The sequence below is a fragment of the Clostridium coskatii genome, from assembly GCF_001675205.1.
GTDB lineage: Bacteria > Bacillota > Clostridia > Clostridiales > Clostridiaceae > Clostridium_B > Clostridium_B ljungdahlii.
In genome coordinates, this window is record NZ_LROR01000028.1 from 14,159 (window position 1) to 27,123 (window position 12,965).

Annotated in this window: 17 protein-coding genes; all 17 read left to right on the plus strand. The window is 30.4% G+C overall.

What is annotated here, in order from left to right; translation table 11 throughout:
* The first annotated feature begins 164 nt into the window (after positions 1–164).
* Entirely contained in the window at positions 165–1,082 is a 918-nt protein-coding gene (gene spoIIIAA, locus CLCOS_RS02750; RefSeq protein ID WP_192847914.1) for a stage III sporulation protein AA, read from the plus strand.
* Between the two features lies 1 nt (position 1,083).
* On the plus strand, positions 1,084–1,602 hold the full coding sequence (gene spoIIIAB / locus CLCOS_RS02755; RefSeq protein WP_063601601.1) for a stage III sporulation protein SpoIIIAB: 519 nt from the start codon (positions 1,084–1,086) through the stop codon (positions 1,600–1,602).
* 57 nt (positions 1,603–1,659) lie between these two features.
* The gene (gene spoIIIAC / locus CLCOS_RS02760; protein ID WP_013237770.1) at positions 1,660–1,857 is read left to right on the plus strand and encodes a stage III sporulation protein AC; all 198 of its coding nucleotides are present in this window, start codon (positions 1,660–1,662) and stop codon (positions 1,855–1,857) included.
* 9 nt (positions 1,858–1,866) lie between these two features.
* On the plus strand, positions 1,867–2,250 hold the full coding sequence (gene spoIIIAD, locus CLCOS_RS02765) for a stage III sporulation protein AD (RefSeq protein ID WP_013237771.1): 384 nt from the start codon (positions 1,867–1,869) through the stop codon (positions 2,248–2,250).
* Positions 2,251–2,258: 8 nt separating this feature from the next.
* Positions 2,259–3,491 carry a stage III sporulation protein AE gene (gene spoIIIAE / locus CLCOS_RS02770; RefSeq protein WP_063601602.1) on the plus strand — a complete coding sequence of 411 codons (1,233 nt, stop codon included), beginning with the start codon at positions 2,259–2,261 and terminating at the stop codon, positions 3,489–3,491.
* Positions 3,492–3,507: 16 nt separating this feature from the next.
* Positions 3,508–4,104, plus strand: coding sequence for a stage III sporulation protein AF (gene spoIIIAF / locus CLCOS_RS02775; RefSeq protein WP_063601603.1), 597 nt, complete (start codon positions 3,508–3,510; stop codon positions 4,102–4,104).
* 17 nt (positions 4,105–4,121) lie between these two features.
* On the plus strand, positions 4,122–4,757 hold the full coding sequence (gene spoIIIAG, locus CLCOS_RS02780; protein WP_063601604.1) for a stage III sporulation protein AG: 636 nt from the start codon (positions 4,122–4,124) through the stop codon (positions 4,755–4,757).
* Between the two features lie 57 nt (positions 4,758–4,814).
* Positions 4,815–5,375: a SpoIIIAH-like family protein gene (locus CLCOS_RS02785; protein ID WP_063601605.1), complete on the plus strand. Its 561-nt coding sequence runs from the start codon at positions 4,815–4,817 to the stop codon at positions 5,373–5,375.
* Between the two features lie 110 nt (positions 5,376–5,485).
* Positions 5,486–5,884, plus strand: a complete 399-nt coding sequence (locus tag CLCOS_RS02790) for an Asp23/Gls24 family envelope stress response protein (protein WP_063601606.1) — start codon at positions 5,486–5,488, stop codon at positions 5,882–5,884.
* Positions 5,885–6,025: 141 nt separating this feature from the next.
* Complete coding sequence (nusB, locus tag CLCOS_RS02795; RefSeq protein WP_063601607.1) at positions 6,026–6,502, plus strand: transcription antitermination factor NusB; 477 nt, start codon at positions 6,026–6,028, stop codon at positions 6,500–6,502.
* 30 nt (positions 6,503–6,532) lie between these two features.
* On the plus strand, positions 6,533–7,729 hold the full coding sequence (xseA, locus tag CLCOS_RS02800) for an exodeoxyribonuclease VII large subunit (RefSeq protein WP_063601608.1): 1,197 nt from the start codon (positions 6,533–6,535) through the stop codon (positions 7,727–7,729).
* A 15-nt stretch (positions 7,730–7,744) separates the two neighbouring features.
* Complete coding sequence (locus CLCOS_RS02805) at positions 7,745–7,969, plus strand: exodeoxyribonuclease VII small subunit (RefSeq protein WP_063601609.1); 225 nt, start codon at positions 7,745–7,747, stop codon at positions 7,967–7,969.
* A gap of 45 nt (positions 7,970–8,014) precedes the next feature.
* Positions 8,015–8,896, plus strand: coding sequence for a polyprenyl synthetase family protein (locus CLCOS_RS02810; protein ID WP_023163059.1), 882 nt, complete (start codon positions 8,015–8,017; stop codon positions 8,894–8,896).
* A 54-nt stretch (positions 8,897–8,950) separates the two neighbouring features.
* Positions 8,951–10,825, plus strand: coding sequence for a 1-deoxy-D-xylulose-5-phosphate synthase (dxs, locus tag CLCOS_RS02815; RefSeq protein WP_063601610.1), 1,875 nt, complete (start codon positions 8,951–8,953; stop codon positions 10,823–10,825).
* Between the two features lie 17 nt (positions 10,826–10,842).
* A complete protein-coding gene (locus tag CLCOS_RS02820; protein WP_013237782.1) occupies positions 10,843–11,667 on the plus strand; it encodes a TlyA family RNA methyltransferase in 825 nt (274 codons plus the stop codon).
* The gene (locus CLCOS_RS02825; protein WP_063601611.1) at positions 11,664–12,521 is read left to right on the plus strand and encodes an NAD(+)/NADH kinase; all 858 of its coding nucleotides are present in this window, start codon (positions 11,664–11,666) and stop codon (positions 12,519–12,521) included. The genes CLCOS_RS02820 and CLCOS_RS02825 overlap by 4 nt, the downstream gene beginning before the upstream one ends.
* Positions 12,508–12,960 carry an arginine repressor gene (locus CLCOS_RS02830; RefSeq protein WP_013237784.1) on the plus strand — a complete coding sequence of 151 codons (453 nt, stop codon included), beginning with the start codon at positions 12,508–12,510 and terminating at the stop codon, positions 12,958–12,960. The genes CLCOS_RS02825 and CLCOS_RS02830 overlap by 14 nt, the downstream gene beginning before the upstream one ends.
* Positions 12,961–12,965 lie beyond the last annotated feature (5 nt).

The window sequence follows — 12,965 nt, forward strand, 5'->3', positions numbered from 1 at the left end:
AGAAGTGGAAGTATTAGAGCAGGTAGTCATCGGATAAATAGTTTTAAATCCTATTGAAGTTTGTAGCTTCAATAGGATTTTTTTATTTTATTTCTATTTATGTGGAATAATTTTTACATAATCAAAATAGAAATTAATATAAAGAAATAAAGGAGATGAGAGAGATAGATACTAAAGAAATTTTAAACATTATACCTGAAAATTTAAAAGTTGTCTTAGGTGATTTAATAGAATCCCCTAATTTACAAGAAATAAGGATAAGGGCGGATAGGCCTTTGATACTTCAGTTAGGTGAAAGGGAAATTGTATGCAAATATATTCCTAAATTAGAAGATATAAAGACAATAATTAAAAGGATGAGTAATTATTCTATATATGCTTTTGAAGAAGAAATTAAACAGGGATATATAACTATTAAAGGAGGACATAGAGTAGGAATATGTGGAAGATGTGTTATGGAGAAAGATGAAGTTAAAACCATAAAAGATATCGCATCTTTAAATATCAGAATATGTAGGGAAGTAATTAATTGTTCGGATTCAATTATGAAATTCATTTCAAAAGGAAATGAAATAATAAACACCATAATAATTTCACCTCCTAAGTGTGGAAAAACCACTTTAGTAAGAGATATTGTAAGAAATATGTCCCAAGGTGTTAAAAGCATAGGACTTACGGGAAAGAAAGTATCTGTTATAGATGAAAGAAGTGAAATAGGAGCTTGTTTTAACGGAGTTCCCCAGTTAAATGTTGGCGTCAGAACAGATATATTAGATGGATGCCCCAAAAGTCAGGGAATAATAATGGCTATAAGAAGCATGTCGCCAGAAGTTATAGTCTGTGATGAAATAGGAACTTACAAGGATATGGATAGTATTGTGACTGCATTAAATTCAGGGATAAGTCTAATTATAACTATTCACGGGTACGGAATAGAGGATTTATATAACAGGCCTGTTTTTAAAGAAATAGTTGAAAATAAGGTGTTTAATAGGGCTGTAGTACTTAGCAATAGAAAAGGTGCAGGGACAGTAGAATATATATATGATTTCCCTAAAAATTCAATAATATGGAGGGGATAAGATGTTAAAGTTTCTAGGATGTATTATGACAATATGTGCTTCCACTGGAATTGGATTTATATGGGGAGAAAATTTGAAAGGAAGAGTTAAGCAATTGAGGGAAGCACAAAGATGCATCAATCAACTTCAAAATGAAATAATATATACACATACTCCACTGCCAGAAGCTATTTTAAATACAGCATCTAAAAGTATAAATCCTATTAAAGACGTGCTTGAAGAAATATCTCATATGTTAAAGAAAAATTCTGTTGACAGTGTATATGAGGCTTTTAATGCAATATTTGAAAAGAAAAAGGATGTCCTAAATTTGAAAAATGAAGATATAGAGACATTGATAGATTTATCCAAAACACTTGGGGAATCAGATATAGAAGGACAGAAAAGAATGTTTTCCCTAGCCCTAGAAAACATAAAGAAACAAATTGAAATTTCTGAAATTTCAATGAATAAAAATTTAAAAATGTACAGATGTCTGGGATTTTCTTTAGGTGCAGTGGTGGTGATAATTTTAGTCTAAACTGCAGGTACACATTAATTAAATTTCTTATAAGAAATGAAAGGGAGAGATAATTAAATGATGGACATAAGCTTAATTTTTAAAATAGCAGGAGTGGGTATGATTGTTATACTCATAAACAAAGTTTTAGAAGCCAGTGGGAAAGGTGATTATGCAGTGGTGACCAATTTAGCAGGAATTTTAATTGTCCTCATGATGGTAATTAACTTAGTAAATAAGTTATTTACTACAGTCAGAACTATGTTCCAGCTTTAGGAGAAAGTTATGGAGATAATTAAGGTAGTAGCATTTGCTTTTATAGCACTGTTTTTAGTACTTCTGTTTAAAGGAAAGAGAGATGACATAGCAGTTTATATAAGTATAGCTGCAGGAATAATTATATTCCTATTTATGATAGCAAAGATAACGGCAGTACTTCAGTTTATTCAGCAATTAGCTGCTAAGGCAAATATAGATTTCATTTATTTAACCACTGTATTTAAAATAATTGCTATTGCATATTTAGCTTCTTTTTGTAGTGAAATATGTAAAGATGCTGGACAAGGAAATTTAGGAGCAAAGGTTGAATTTGCAGGTAAAATATTAATTTTAGTACTTGCAATTCCTATACTTATGGCTGTTCTTCAGTCAATTTTAAAGATTATGTAGGTGTTAATATGAAAAAGATTATATTGGGTTTAGTTATAGTTTTATTAATAGGCTTTAATGTACAAGCTTTTGACACCAGCAATGGAGAAACAAATGTGCAGAATCAAATTAAAATAGAAAATAGTAATGAGGATAGTGTACAGGATGATAAATATAATAAAATTCAAAATAAACAAAGTGAATCTGAAAAAGAGCAGATAGAAAAATTTTATGATTATATATCTAATATGAAGACAAAAAATGAGGTCCTTAATGACATAGATGTAAGAGATTATGTGAAAGGTTTTCTAAAAACTGGGTCAGGAAATACATCTTTAAAGAAAATTATACGTGCACTTACAATGTATGGGGTGAGAGAAGTAGCAGCTTCATTAAAACTTTTAGTACTTTTAATAGTAATTTCACTTATATGTGCATTACTTACTAATTTGCAGAGAGCTTTTAATGGAGAACAGTTATCTAATATAGCTTATTTTGCATGTTACTCACTAATAATAATAATAATGGCTAGAAGTTTTTACATAAGTGTTGATATTGCTAGGTCTACTATAAAAGAAATGACTGATTTTATGGTTGCTTTAATACCTATACTTATAACTTTGGTGGCTTCAGTTGGAGGATTTGTAGAAGCATCAATTATGGATCCTATTGTAATAGGTGCGATAACTATAAGTGCTAATTTGTTTATGGATGTGATAATTCCTATAATATCCATGTCTTTTGTACTTCAGTTTGTAAATAATTTATCTTCTGAATATAAAATAGATAAACTTACCAAGCTCCTAAATCAGGTAGCACTTTGGGCACAGGGAATTATAATGACTGTATTTATAGGAATTATAACTGTAAGAGGGATAACTTCTAAAACTATTGATGAAGTTACAGCAAAAACTGCTAAATTTGCAGTGGATAATTTTGTGCCAATAGTGGGGAAGAGTCTTTCAGATGCCATATCTACTGTAGCAGGATATTCTATTTTACTAAAAAATGCGTTAAGCAGCTTAGGACTTGTAATTATTGTAGCAATACTATTGTTTCCAGTAATAAAACTTTTAATTATTGTAGTAGCATATAAGCTTACTGCAGCTCTAATAGAACCTATAAGTGATGGAAGGCTTGTAAACTGTATAAACTCTGCAGGAAGCTCCATTGTACTTATAATGGCATGTCTCATATGTGTATCTGTTATGTTTTTCATAATGATATGTATAATAGCTGCAGCAGGAAAAATTACAATGTGAAAGAGAGGAATACAATATGCTTCAATCTTTAAAGGAGTGGCTGATAAACATATGCACTGCACTATTTTTTATTACAGCTATAGAAATGATACTTCCCGATAATAGCATGAAGAAATATTGTAAATTTGTATTGGGCCTCATTTTGATTACAGTTTTCATTAATCCAGTAGTGAAAATATTCAATAAAGATTTTGATATAAATCAGTATACTGAAAATGCTATAGAGAGTTTTGAAAAGGGATTTAACAGTAAAAGTCAATTAAACGAATTTAATGATTACAAGAAAAAGAGTATGGAAGATACTATTGAAACTTTTAAAATGAATCTTGAAGCTAAGTGTGAAAAAAGCCTTAAAGAAAAACATCCAGATGAAAGTTATAAAGTAAAAATAGATGCAAATTATGATGAACAAAATAATAGTGTATGTATAAAAAATGTAAATGTTCAAGTTAAAGATGGAAGTGTGGAAAAAATAAAAAAGGTTGATATAAATACCAAAAGTACTTCCGTCAGCAATTTGGATTCTGGAGATGACGATAAAAATGTAAAATTAAAAACTTATTTAAGCCAGGAATTAAATGTATCTAAAAATATTATACATGTAAATTCTTAGTTGGAGGAGTTAGTATTATGAATTTAAAAAAGTGGTTAAAAGAACTCTTTAATAATAAAAAGGTATCTAATGACAAAAAAAATATTTTCAATTTAGCTGTATTATTTTTGGTAGGAGTACTCATAATTGTTACAATAAGTTTTTTTAAAAACTACAATAATGAAAGTAGTGTAAATACTTCTAAAAATTTAAATGATGACAGTAGTAAGAGTAATAAGCAGCAGAGTCCTACATCTTCCGAACAAAGTAAGACTGAGAATTATGAAAAATCAATGCAGGAAGATCTAAAAAATACTTTGGAAAAAATGGATGGGGTAGGTAAAGTGGAAGTAATGATAAACTTTGAAAGTGGGGAGGAGAGTGTACCGGCAGTGAATATAACTGATTCAACGAATAATACAGAAGAAAAGGATACTGAAGGTGGTACAAGAAATACTACCCAAAAAAACAATGGAAGTACGGTGGTTGTTACAAATGATGGCAGCAAGTCACAGCCGCTTATAGTTAAGACATATAATCCTAAAGTTTCAGGTGTATGTGTTGTAGCTGAAGGAGCTGAAAACAAAATAACCGAACTCAGAATATCAAAAGCTATAACAGATTTGTTTGGAATATCAGAAGATAAGGTAAACGTATATCCTATGAAAAAGTAGTATATAAGTATATTTTTTAGCATATAATTCTTTAGAAGATAAATGGGGGGAGTTAAAATGAATAAAAAACAAGCTGTAATTATTGTGACTCTTTTAGCTTTAATTGTTTGTGTGGGAGTAGTTGCTACAAAGTTAAACAGTCCTATAAATTATGTAAATGGTGTGGACAATGGAAGCGGTAAAAGTGCAGTATCTTTTAATAGCAGCGATAATAAGAGTTCACAAGATAAGAGTACTCAAGCAAAAAGTGCTCAATCTAAAAGTGAACAGTCGCAATTCTTTGAGGAGACACGGCTTACAAGGGATCAAAAAAATGCAGAAACTCTTCAAACTTTAAAAAGTCTTATAGATGATAAAAATGTTTCCGATCCAAATCGTGCTGATGCTGAAAAAAAGTACACTGCATTAGCCATGAATACAAATTATGAATTGAAAATAGAAAATACTCTAAAAAGTAAGGGATATGAAGATGCTATATGTTCTATAGAAGACAACAAGGCAAGGGTAATAGTTAAAGGTAAGAATAAATTGGCAGATAAGGATACAAGACAGATAAAAGATGTAGTTATGAGTATTTCAAACATTCAGGAAGTTGAAATTGAGGTAAAACAAGGTTAAAACAAAGTGGAGCAATTACATAAATAAATTAATTGTAAAAAAAATATCCATTTGATATAATGTATGTAATGTGGGTCTTTCGATGATGTGAAAATCTAGGAGGTGAAACAATGGAGGAAAATACGAATAACGAAATTGATATGGGTATTGTAAAAATATCTGATGAGGTTGTAGGTGTAATTGCAGGTCTTGCTACTACTGAAATAAAAGGCATAGTTGGGATGAGTGCCAGTCTTGTAGGTGGAATTACTCAAATACTTACAGGAAAGAAAAACTTATCTAAAGGTGTTAAAGTGAGTGTAGGAGAAAATAGTGCAGCTATAGATTTATATGTAGTAGTAGAATACGGAGTAAGAATTCCTGATGTAGCACTTAAAGTTCAGGAAAATGTAAAGAGAGCAGTTCAATCTATGACAGGCTTAGATGTTTCAGCTATAAACATACATGTGCAGAATGTTATGATTTCTAAAACAGAAGAGAGCAATGATAATATAGAAGAAGAGCAATAGTATGCACCCTCTGGATTCAGAGGGTGTTTCTATTTAAAGATATGTTTGTATACTTGAACTAGTGTATTAGTTTAAGTATAATTATATCTGAAATGACAATAATTATTTTTAGAAGAGTATATATCCAAGTAGGAGGAAAATATGAATAGAAAAAAATCCAGAGAACTGATAATGAAATTATTATTTGAAATGAGTATAAATAGAGAAGATTTTAGAAGTGTTTTGGCAAACTTAGAAGATAATTTAGAAAAAAAAAATGAGAGCAAAGAAACTGATGGTGCCGAGGAAGTTTACATTGAAAATGTTGACAAACTAAAAAACGTTGATATGGAATATGTAAAAAGGGTTGTAAAGGGAATAGAAGAGAATAAGGATAGTTTGGATAAGGAAATTGAAAGATATCTTAGAAATTGGAAATTAAACAGACTGCCAAAAGTTGATGCTGCAATACTAAGAATTTGTACATATGAATTTTTATATGAACAGGATATTCCTGAAAAGGTATCTATAAATGAAGCTATAGAACTTGCTAAAAAGTATTCTTCCGAGAAGTCTGCACCATTTATAAATGGTGTACTTGGAAATATGATAAAAGACAAAAGCATAAGTAAACAGTAATTATGAATTAAATATGAGGGGTTAAATAATATGTATATTAAAACATTAACTGTGTCTGATATTAACAATTATATAAAAAAGACTTTGGATAATGATTTTATACTTGCTAACTGTTCTATTAAAGGAGAAGTATCTAATTTGAAATTACATACAAGCGGACATATATATTTTTCCCTAAAAGATAAATTTAGTAAGATAAACTGCATTATGTTTAGAGGAGATGCTGGTAATTTAAATTTTATACCTGAGGATGGTATGAAAGTAATAGTTAAAGGAAGGGTGTCTCTATATGAAAAAGAAGGATTATATCAGCTCTATTGTAATGAAATGAAACCAGATGGCATGGGAGAGTTGTATTTAGCTTTTGAAAAATTAAAAGTAAAATTAGAACAAAAAGGATTGTTTGATGAATCACATAAAAGAAAAATACCTACTTATGCCAAGAAAATAGGTGTAATTACTTCTTCTACAGGAGCTGCAGTTAAGGATATAATAAATGTAACTAAAAGAAGAAACAAAAAGGTAGAACTTTTGATTTATCCATCACTAGTTCAGGGGACAAATGCTAGCAGTGATGTGATAAAAGGAATTGAAGCATTAAATTCTATAGAAGATGTAGAACTTATAATTATAGCAAGAGGAGGAGGGTCTATAGAAGAACTTTGGTGTTTTAATGATGAAAAATTAGCAGAGGCAATTTATAACTCAAAGAAGCCTATAATAACAGGAGTTGGACATGAGATTGACTATACTATAGTGGATTTTGTATCTGACAGAAGAGCACCTACACCTTCTGCGGCAGCAGAAATTGCAGTTTTTAACTTGGAAGAAACCTTACAAAAACTCAATAATTATAAAAATAGACTTTACACTTGTGCTAAAGATAAAATAAAAGATGAAAAGAATAGACTTAATTTTTTGAAAAAAGCTTTAGATTTAAACAGTCCCCTTATATATATAGCAAACCAGTATAGTAATGTGGATAAACTCAAAGAACTCTTAAATTTCAAACTAAATGTTAAAATCAATGAGAAAAAAGAAAAATTAGCAAAGATAAATGCACTGCTTTCTGCTCATAATCCATTAAATATTTTAAATAGAGGATACTCTATAATAGAAGATGATGAGAATAATGGAATAAACTCCATTGAAGAACTCAATAAAAAAAATAAGATTAAAGTAACTATGAAAGATGGAACTTCTAAATTTAAGCTAATTCATTATTAGAAAAGAGGTACTCGTATGCCTAGAAAAACGGAAAGCTATGAAAATATAATGGAAAAATTAGAAAGTATAGTAGATTCTATGGATAATAGAGAATTATCCTTACAAGACAGTATGAAGAGTTATGAAGAAGGAGTAAAATTGTGCAATAAATTATATAAGATATTAAATGACGCGGAAGGAAAAATAAAAATTCTTACTGAAGAAGGAGAAGAAGACTTTAATATTAAACCTCGAGAATAATATGCTGGATTAATAAGGCTATTTACATAGAATGGAGAATGTATTATGGAAATTAAAGGTGTAATTGAAACATTAAGAGAGGAATTGAATAAATACCTCTATGACTATATGGAGGGAAAAGGATCTTATAATAAGAGAGTATATGAAGCTATGCAGTATAGCTTAGATGCAGGAGGAAAGAGAATAAGACCTCTACTATTTCTTTTGACATATAAACTTTATAAGACAGATTGCAATGAGGTTATGGATATAGCAGCAGCTATAGAAATGATACACACTTATTCCTTAATTCATGATGATTTACCTGCTATGGACAATGATGATTTAAGAAGGGGCAAACCTACAAATCATAAGGTATTTGGAGAAGCTATTGCTGTACTTGCGGGAGATGGACTTTTAAATGAAGCAATGAGTTTGATGTTTAGACACTGTATTGGGAAAAAGGATAACGCTATAAGGGCTTGTAGCATTATTTCTGAAAGTGCAGGAGCTGATGGGATGGTTGGCGGACAGACAGTGGATATTTTAAGTGAAAACACTAAGATACCTATAGATCAGCTTTATTACATGCACAGTAAAAAAACGGGAGCGCTCATAAAAGGATCTATAATATCTGCAGCAGTATATGCGGGAGCAAGTAAAGCTGAAATAGATAAATTAAGCTATTATGGAGAAAAGTTAGGATTGGCATTTCAAATAAAGGATGATATATTGGATTTAACAGGAGATACTGCTCTTTTAGGTAAAAAGATAAAAAGTGATCTAAATAATAACAAAACTACATTTATAAGTACTTATGGAATAAATAAATGCAAAGAAATGTGCAATTCAATTACAAGTGAATGTATAGGAGTACTGAATGGGATGAGTGTAGATACTTCTTATCTAAAAGATTTAACATCATTTTTATTAAATAGAGAAAAGTGAAGTTTAAGCTGTGATAAAAATTTTAAAACTACTTTATTAAAGGGATAGATAAGGATGAGTAATTTATTAGATAATTATAAAGATATAAATGACGTAAAGAAGATGTCGTTAAATGATAAAAAAAAGCTAGCTAGAGAAATTAGAAAATTTTTAATAGACAAAGTATCTAAGACAGGAGGTCATTTGGCGTCTAACTTAGGGGTTGTGGAGCTCACTTTGAGTTTATTTAGTGTATTTGATCTAAATTATGATAAACTTATATGGGATGTGGGACATCAGGCTTATGTGCATAAAATTCTCACGGGAAGAAAGGATAAATTTGATACTTTAAGGCAATTTGGAGGATTAAGTGGATTTCCTAAAAGGTGCGAAAGTATATATGATTTTTTCGAAACAGGGCATAGTAGTACTTCAATATCTGCAGCACTTGGAATGGCTAGGGCTAGAGATTTAAAGCATGAGAAATATAATGTGGTTGCAGTTATAGGAGATGGAGCACTCACTGGAGGTATGGCACTAGAGGCCCTAAATGATGTAGGTTATAGAAAAACTAAGCTTATAATAATATTAAATGATAATCAAATGTCTATAGGAAAAAATGTAGGTGGAGTATCTAAATATTTAAATAAACTTAGAGTGGACCCTAAGTATAATAAATTTAAAGCAGATGTAGAAGCTAAATTAAAAAAGATACCGAATATAGGAAAAGGAATGGCAAAATATCTTGAAAAGGTAAAAAACGGAATAAAACAAATGGTAGTTCCGGGAATGTTTTTTGAAGATATGGGAATTAAATATTTAGGACCAATAGATGGTCATAATATAAAAGAACTTACAGACGTACTCGCTTCTGCAAAAGACATACAAGGTCCAGTTATTATACATATAATAACTAAGAAAGGAAAAGGATATGAATTTGCAGAAAAAAATCCAGGTAAATTCCATGGAATAGGGCCTTTTAATTGCGCCAATGGTGAACTGGATGCTGGGTCTTCAAATACTTATTCCAAGGCCTTTGGAAATGAAATGGTAAAGCTAGCAGAAAAAGACGATAGAATAGTGGCTATAACTGCAGCCATGAGGGATGGAACAGGTCTTAAAAGTTTTTCTCAAAAGTTTCCTGAAAGGTTTTTTGATGTGGGAATAGCAGAACAGCATGCTGTAACTCTGGCAGCTGGAATGGCACAGGCAAATTTAAAACCTGTATTTGCAGTTTACTCTACTTTCCTTCAAAGAGCTTATGATCAACTTATTCATGATGTATGTATGCAAAAACTTCCAGTAGTTTTTGCTGTAGATAGGGCCGGCATTGTAGGAGAAGATGGTGAAACACATCAGGGAATATTTGATTTATCTTACTTAACGGAAATGCCACATATGACGCTTATGTCTCCTAAATGTATAGATGAACTTCCATATATGTTAAAATGGGCATTAGGCCAAAGTTTTCCTGTAGCTATAAGGTATCCAAGGGGAGGAGATAGTGTATGTCTCAATCCCATAGAAAATTTTAAACTTGGAAAGTGGGACTGTATTTCAAATGAAGGCAGTGTAGCAATAATTGCTCAGGGTAAAATGGTACAAAATGCAGTGTTAGCAGGAAAAAAACTTAAAGAAAAGGGTATAGATGTAAGAATTATAAGTGCATGTTTTATTAAGCCGTTGGACAAGGAAATGTTAAACAGGTTAGTTGAAGAAAGGGTAACTATCGTTACTGTTGAAGACAATGTAATAAGAGGGGGATTAGGATCCTACATATTAGAATATGTAAATAAATTAAATAAAAAAGTAAAAATAATAAACTTAGGGTTTGATGATAAGTTTGTACAGCATGGAAAATCCGATATTTTGTATAAGCTGTATGGTTTGGATCCTAAAGGTATCGTAAATAGTGTACTTGAAGCAGCAGAGGTAAGTCATATATTTTAATAGTGAGGTAGTTTATTATGTCAGAACCAAAGGAAAGATTGGACGTACTTTTAGTAGAAAAAGGCATTTTTCAATCTAGAGAAAGGGCTAAAGCCAGTATTATGGCTGGAGAAGTATTTATTGATGGACAGAGAGTAGATAAATGTGGACAGAAGATAAAAAAAAGTTCCAATATAGAATTTAGAGGAGAAAAACTTCCTTTTGTAAGTAGGGGAGGATTGAAATTACAAAAAGCTGTAAAAGAATTTAATATTAACTTAAATGATAAAGTATGCATGGATATAGGTGCATCTACAGGTGGGTTTACAGATTGCATGCTTCAAAATGGAGCTAAAAAAGTATTTTCAATAGATGTGGGATATGGGCAATTTGCGTGGAAACTCAGGATAGATGATAGAGTGGTTTGTATGGAAAGGACAAATATAAGGTATGTAACGCCTGAGGATATAGGTGAATATGCAGATTTTGCAAGTATAGATGTTTCCTTTATATCTCTAAAAAAAGTTGTACCTGTAGTTAGTAACTTACTGAAAGAAAATGGTAGTATAATGGCACTTATAAAGCCACAGTTTGAAGCTGGAAGAGAAAGGGTAGGAAAAAAAGGTGTAGTAAGGGAAAAATCTACTCACATAGATGTGATAAATGAAATTATAACTTTTTTGAGAGAAAATAATTTAAAAATAATTTCATTGAGTTATTCTCCTGTAAAGGGTCCGGAAGGAAATATAGAGTATTTAGTATATTTTACTAAGAAAAGTGATTTTAAGGAGTCGTTCATAGATGAAGATATAATAAACATAGTAAACTCATCTCATTGTGAACTAAATGGGGAGGAACTATGAAAAATATAGGAATTAACGTTAATACAACAAAAGATCCAGATAAAAAGATGTTAAATTTCATAAAAAAAACAATACATAGCATAGATAAAAGTGTAAAAGTAAAAGTATATGAAAATTGTGATGGATTAGATAAGGATGAAAGCACTAAGTTAGATGTAATTATAGTATTAGGAGGGGATGGTACTATATTAAATACATCAAAACATATACTTGATTCAAACACACCTATACTGGGAGTAAACATAGGGCATTTAGGCTTCTTAGCACAGGTGGAAGTAAACAGTATAGAGAATGCACTCAAGAAATTATTTAATGGAAATTATGTAATTGAAGAGAGGAATATGATTCAATGCATCTATGATGATGGAAATGGACCAAAGACATATGATGGATTAAATGATGTAGTATTATACAAGGGTATTAAGTCAAGGATACAGAGATATGATGTTTATATAAATGAGAACTTTTACAATACATTTAGTGGTGATGGTATTATTGTATCTACGTCTACAGGATCTACAGGATATAACCTTTCTGCAGGGGGACCTATAATATATCCATCTTTAGATATATTATGTCTTACTCCTATGTATTCGCAGTTTTTAACATCTAGAACAATTGTACTGGACAATAGATGTTGTATAACTATAGCAGTTAGAAAAAATTTTAAAAATATATTTTTATCAATAGATGGCCAGGAATGGATTGAAGTAAATGGACCAAATACTATAGAAGTAAGAAGATCTAAAAATAAAAGAAAATTTATAAAATTTGATGATAATAATTATTTTGATACATTAAAAGATAAAATTAATTTTAAGGCAAAAGAAGGTGAAGTATATGAAGGTAACTAGACATGCCAAGATACTTGAAATTATAAATTCAAATGATATTGAAACTCAGGAAGAATTAGCGGATAGACTAAAAAAAAGCGGTATGAATGTAACACAAGCCACGGTTTCAAGGGATATAAAAGAATTAAAACTTATAAAAGTATTATCTGATAGTGGAAAATATAAATATGCAACTATTTCACATACGAAAAATTTCTTATCCAATAAACTTGTAAATATATTTTCTCAGACTGTAACAAGTGTGGAAAATATAGAAAATTTCATAATAGTAAAAACAATTTCAGGGTCTGCTTCTGCGGCAGCTGAAGCCATAGATTCTCTAAATTTTGTTGGAATAGCTGGAAGTATAGCTGGTGATAACACTATATTTGTAATGACTAGAGATGGAGAAAGTGCTCACATAATAACTCAAAAAATGAAAAAAATGATTTCTCAGTAGGAGGC

Excerpts from the sequence above, each read along its gene's own strand:
- spoIIIAB (WP_063601601.1), top strand. The coding sequence starts at position 1,084 with ATGTTAAAGTTTCTAGGATGTATTATGACAATATGTGCTTCCACTGGA.
- spoIIIAC (WP_013237770.1), top strand. The coding sequence starts at position 1,660 with ATGATGGACATAAGCTTAATTTTTAAAATAGCAGGAGTGGGTATGATT.
- spoIIIAD (WP_013237771.1), top strand. The coding sequence starts at position 1,867 with ATGGAGATAATTAAGGTAGTAGCATTTGCTTTTATAGCACTGTTTTTA.
- spoIIIAE (WP_063601602.1), top strand. The coding sequence starts at position 2,259 with ATGAAAAAGATTATATTGGGTTTAGTTATAGTTTTATTAATAGGCTTT.
- spoIIIAF (WP_063601603.1), top strand. The coding sequence starts at position 3,508 with ATGCTTCAATCTTTAAAGGAGTGGCTGATAAACATATGCACTGCACTA.
- spoIIIAG (WP_063601604.1), top strand. The coding sequence starts at position 4,122 with ATGAATTTAAAAAAGTGGTTAAAAGAACTCTTTAATAATAAAAAGGTA.
- CLCOS_RS02785 (WP_063601605.1), top strand. The coding sequence starts at position 4,815 with ATGAATAAAAAACAAGCTGTAATTATTGTGACTCTTTTAGCTTTAATT.
- CLCOS_RS02790 (WP_063601606.1), top strand. The coding sequence starts at position 5,486 with ATGGAGGAAAATACGAATAACGAAATTGATATGGGTATTGTAAAAATA.
- nusB (WP_063601607.1), top strand. The coding sequence starts at position 6,026 with ATGAATAGAAAAAAATCCAGAGAACTGATAATGAAATTATTATTTGAA.
- xseA (WP_063601608.1), top strand. The coding sequence starts at position 6,533 with ATGTATATTAAAACATTAACTGTGTCTGATATTAACAATTATATAAAA.
- CLCOS_RS02805 (WP_063601609.1), top strand. The coding sequence starts at position 7,745 with ATGCCTAGAAAAACGGAAAGCTATGAAAATATAATGGAAAAATTAGAA.
- CLCOS_RS02810 (WP_023163059.1), top strand. The coding sequence starts at position 8,015 with ATGGAAATTAAAGGTGTAATTGAAACATTAAGAGAGGAATTGAATAAA.
- dxs (WP_063601610.1), top strand. The coding sequence starts at position 8,951 with ATGAGTAATTTATTAGATAATTATAAAGATATAAATGACGTAAAGAAG.
- CLCOS_RS02820 (WP_013237782.1), top strand. The coding sequence starts at position 10,843 with ATGTCAGAACCAAAGGAAAGATTGGACGTACTTTTAGTAGAAAAAGGC.
- CLCOS_RS02825 (WP_063601611.1), top strand. The coding sequence starts at position 11,664 with ATGAAAAATATAGGAATTAACGTTAATACAACAAAAGATCCAGATAAA.
- CLCOS_RS02830 (WP_013237784.1), top strand. The coding sequence starts at position 12,508 with ATGAAGGTAACTAGACATGCCAAGATACTTGAAATTATAAATTCAAAT.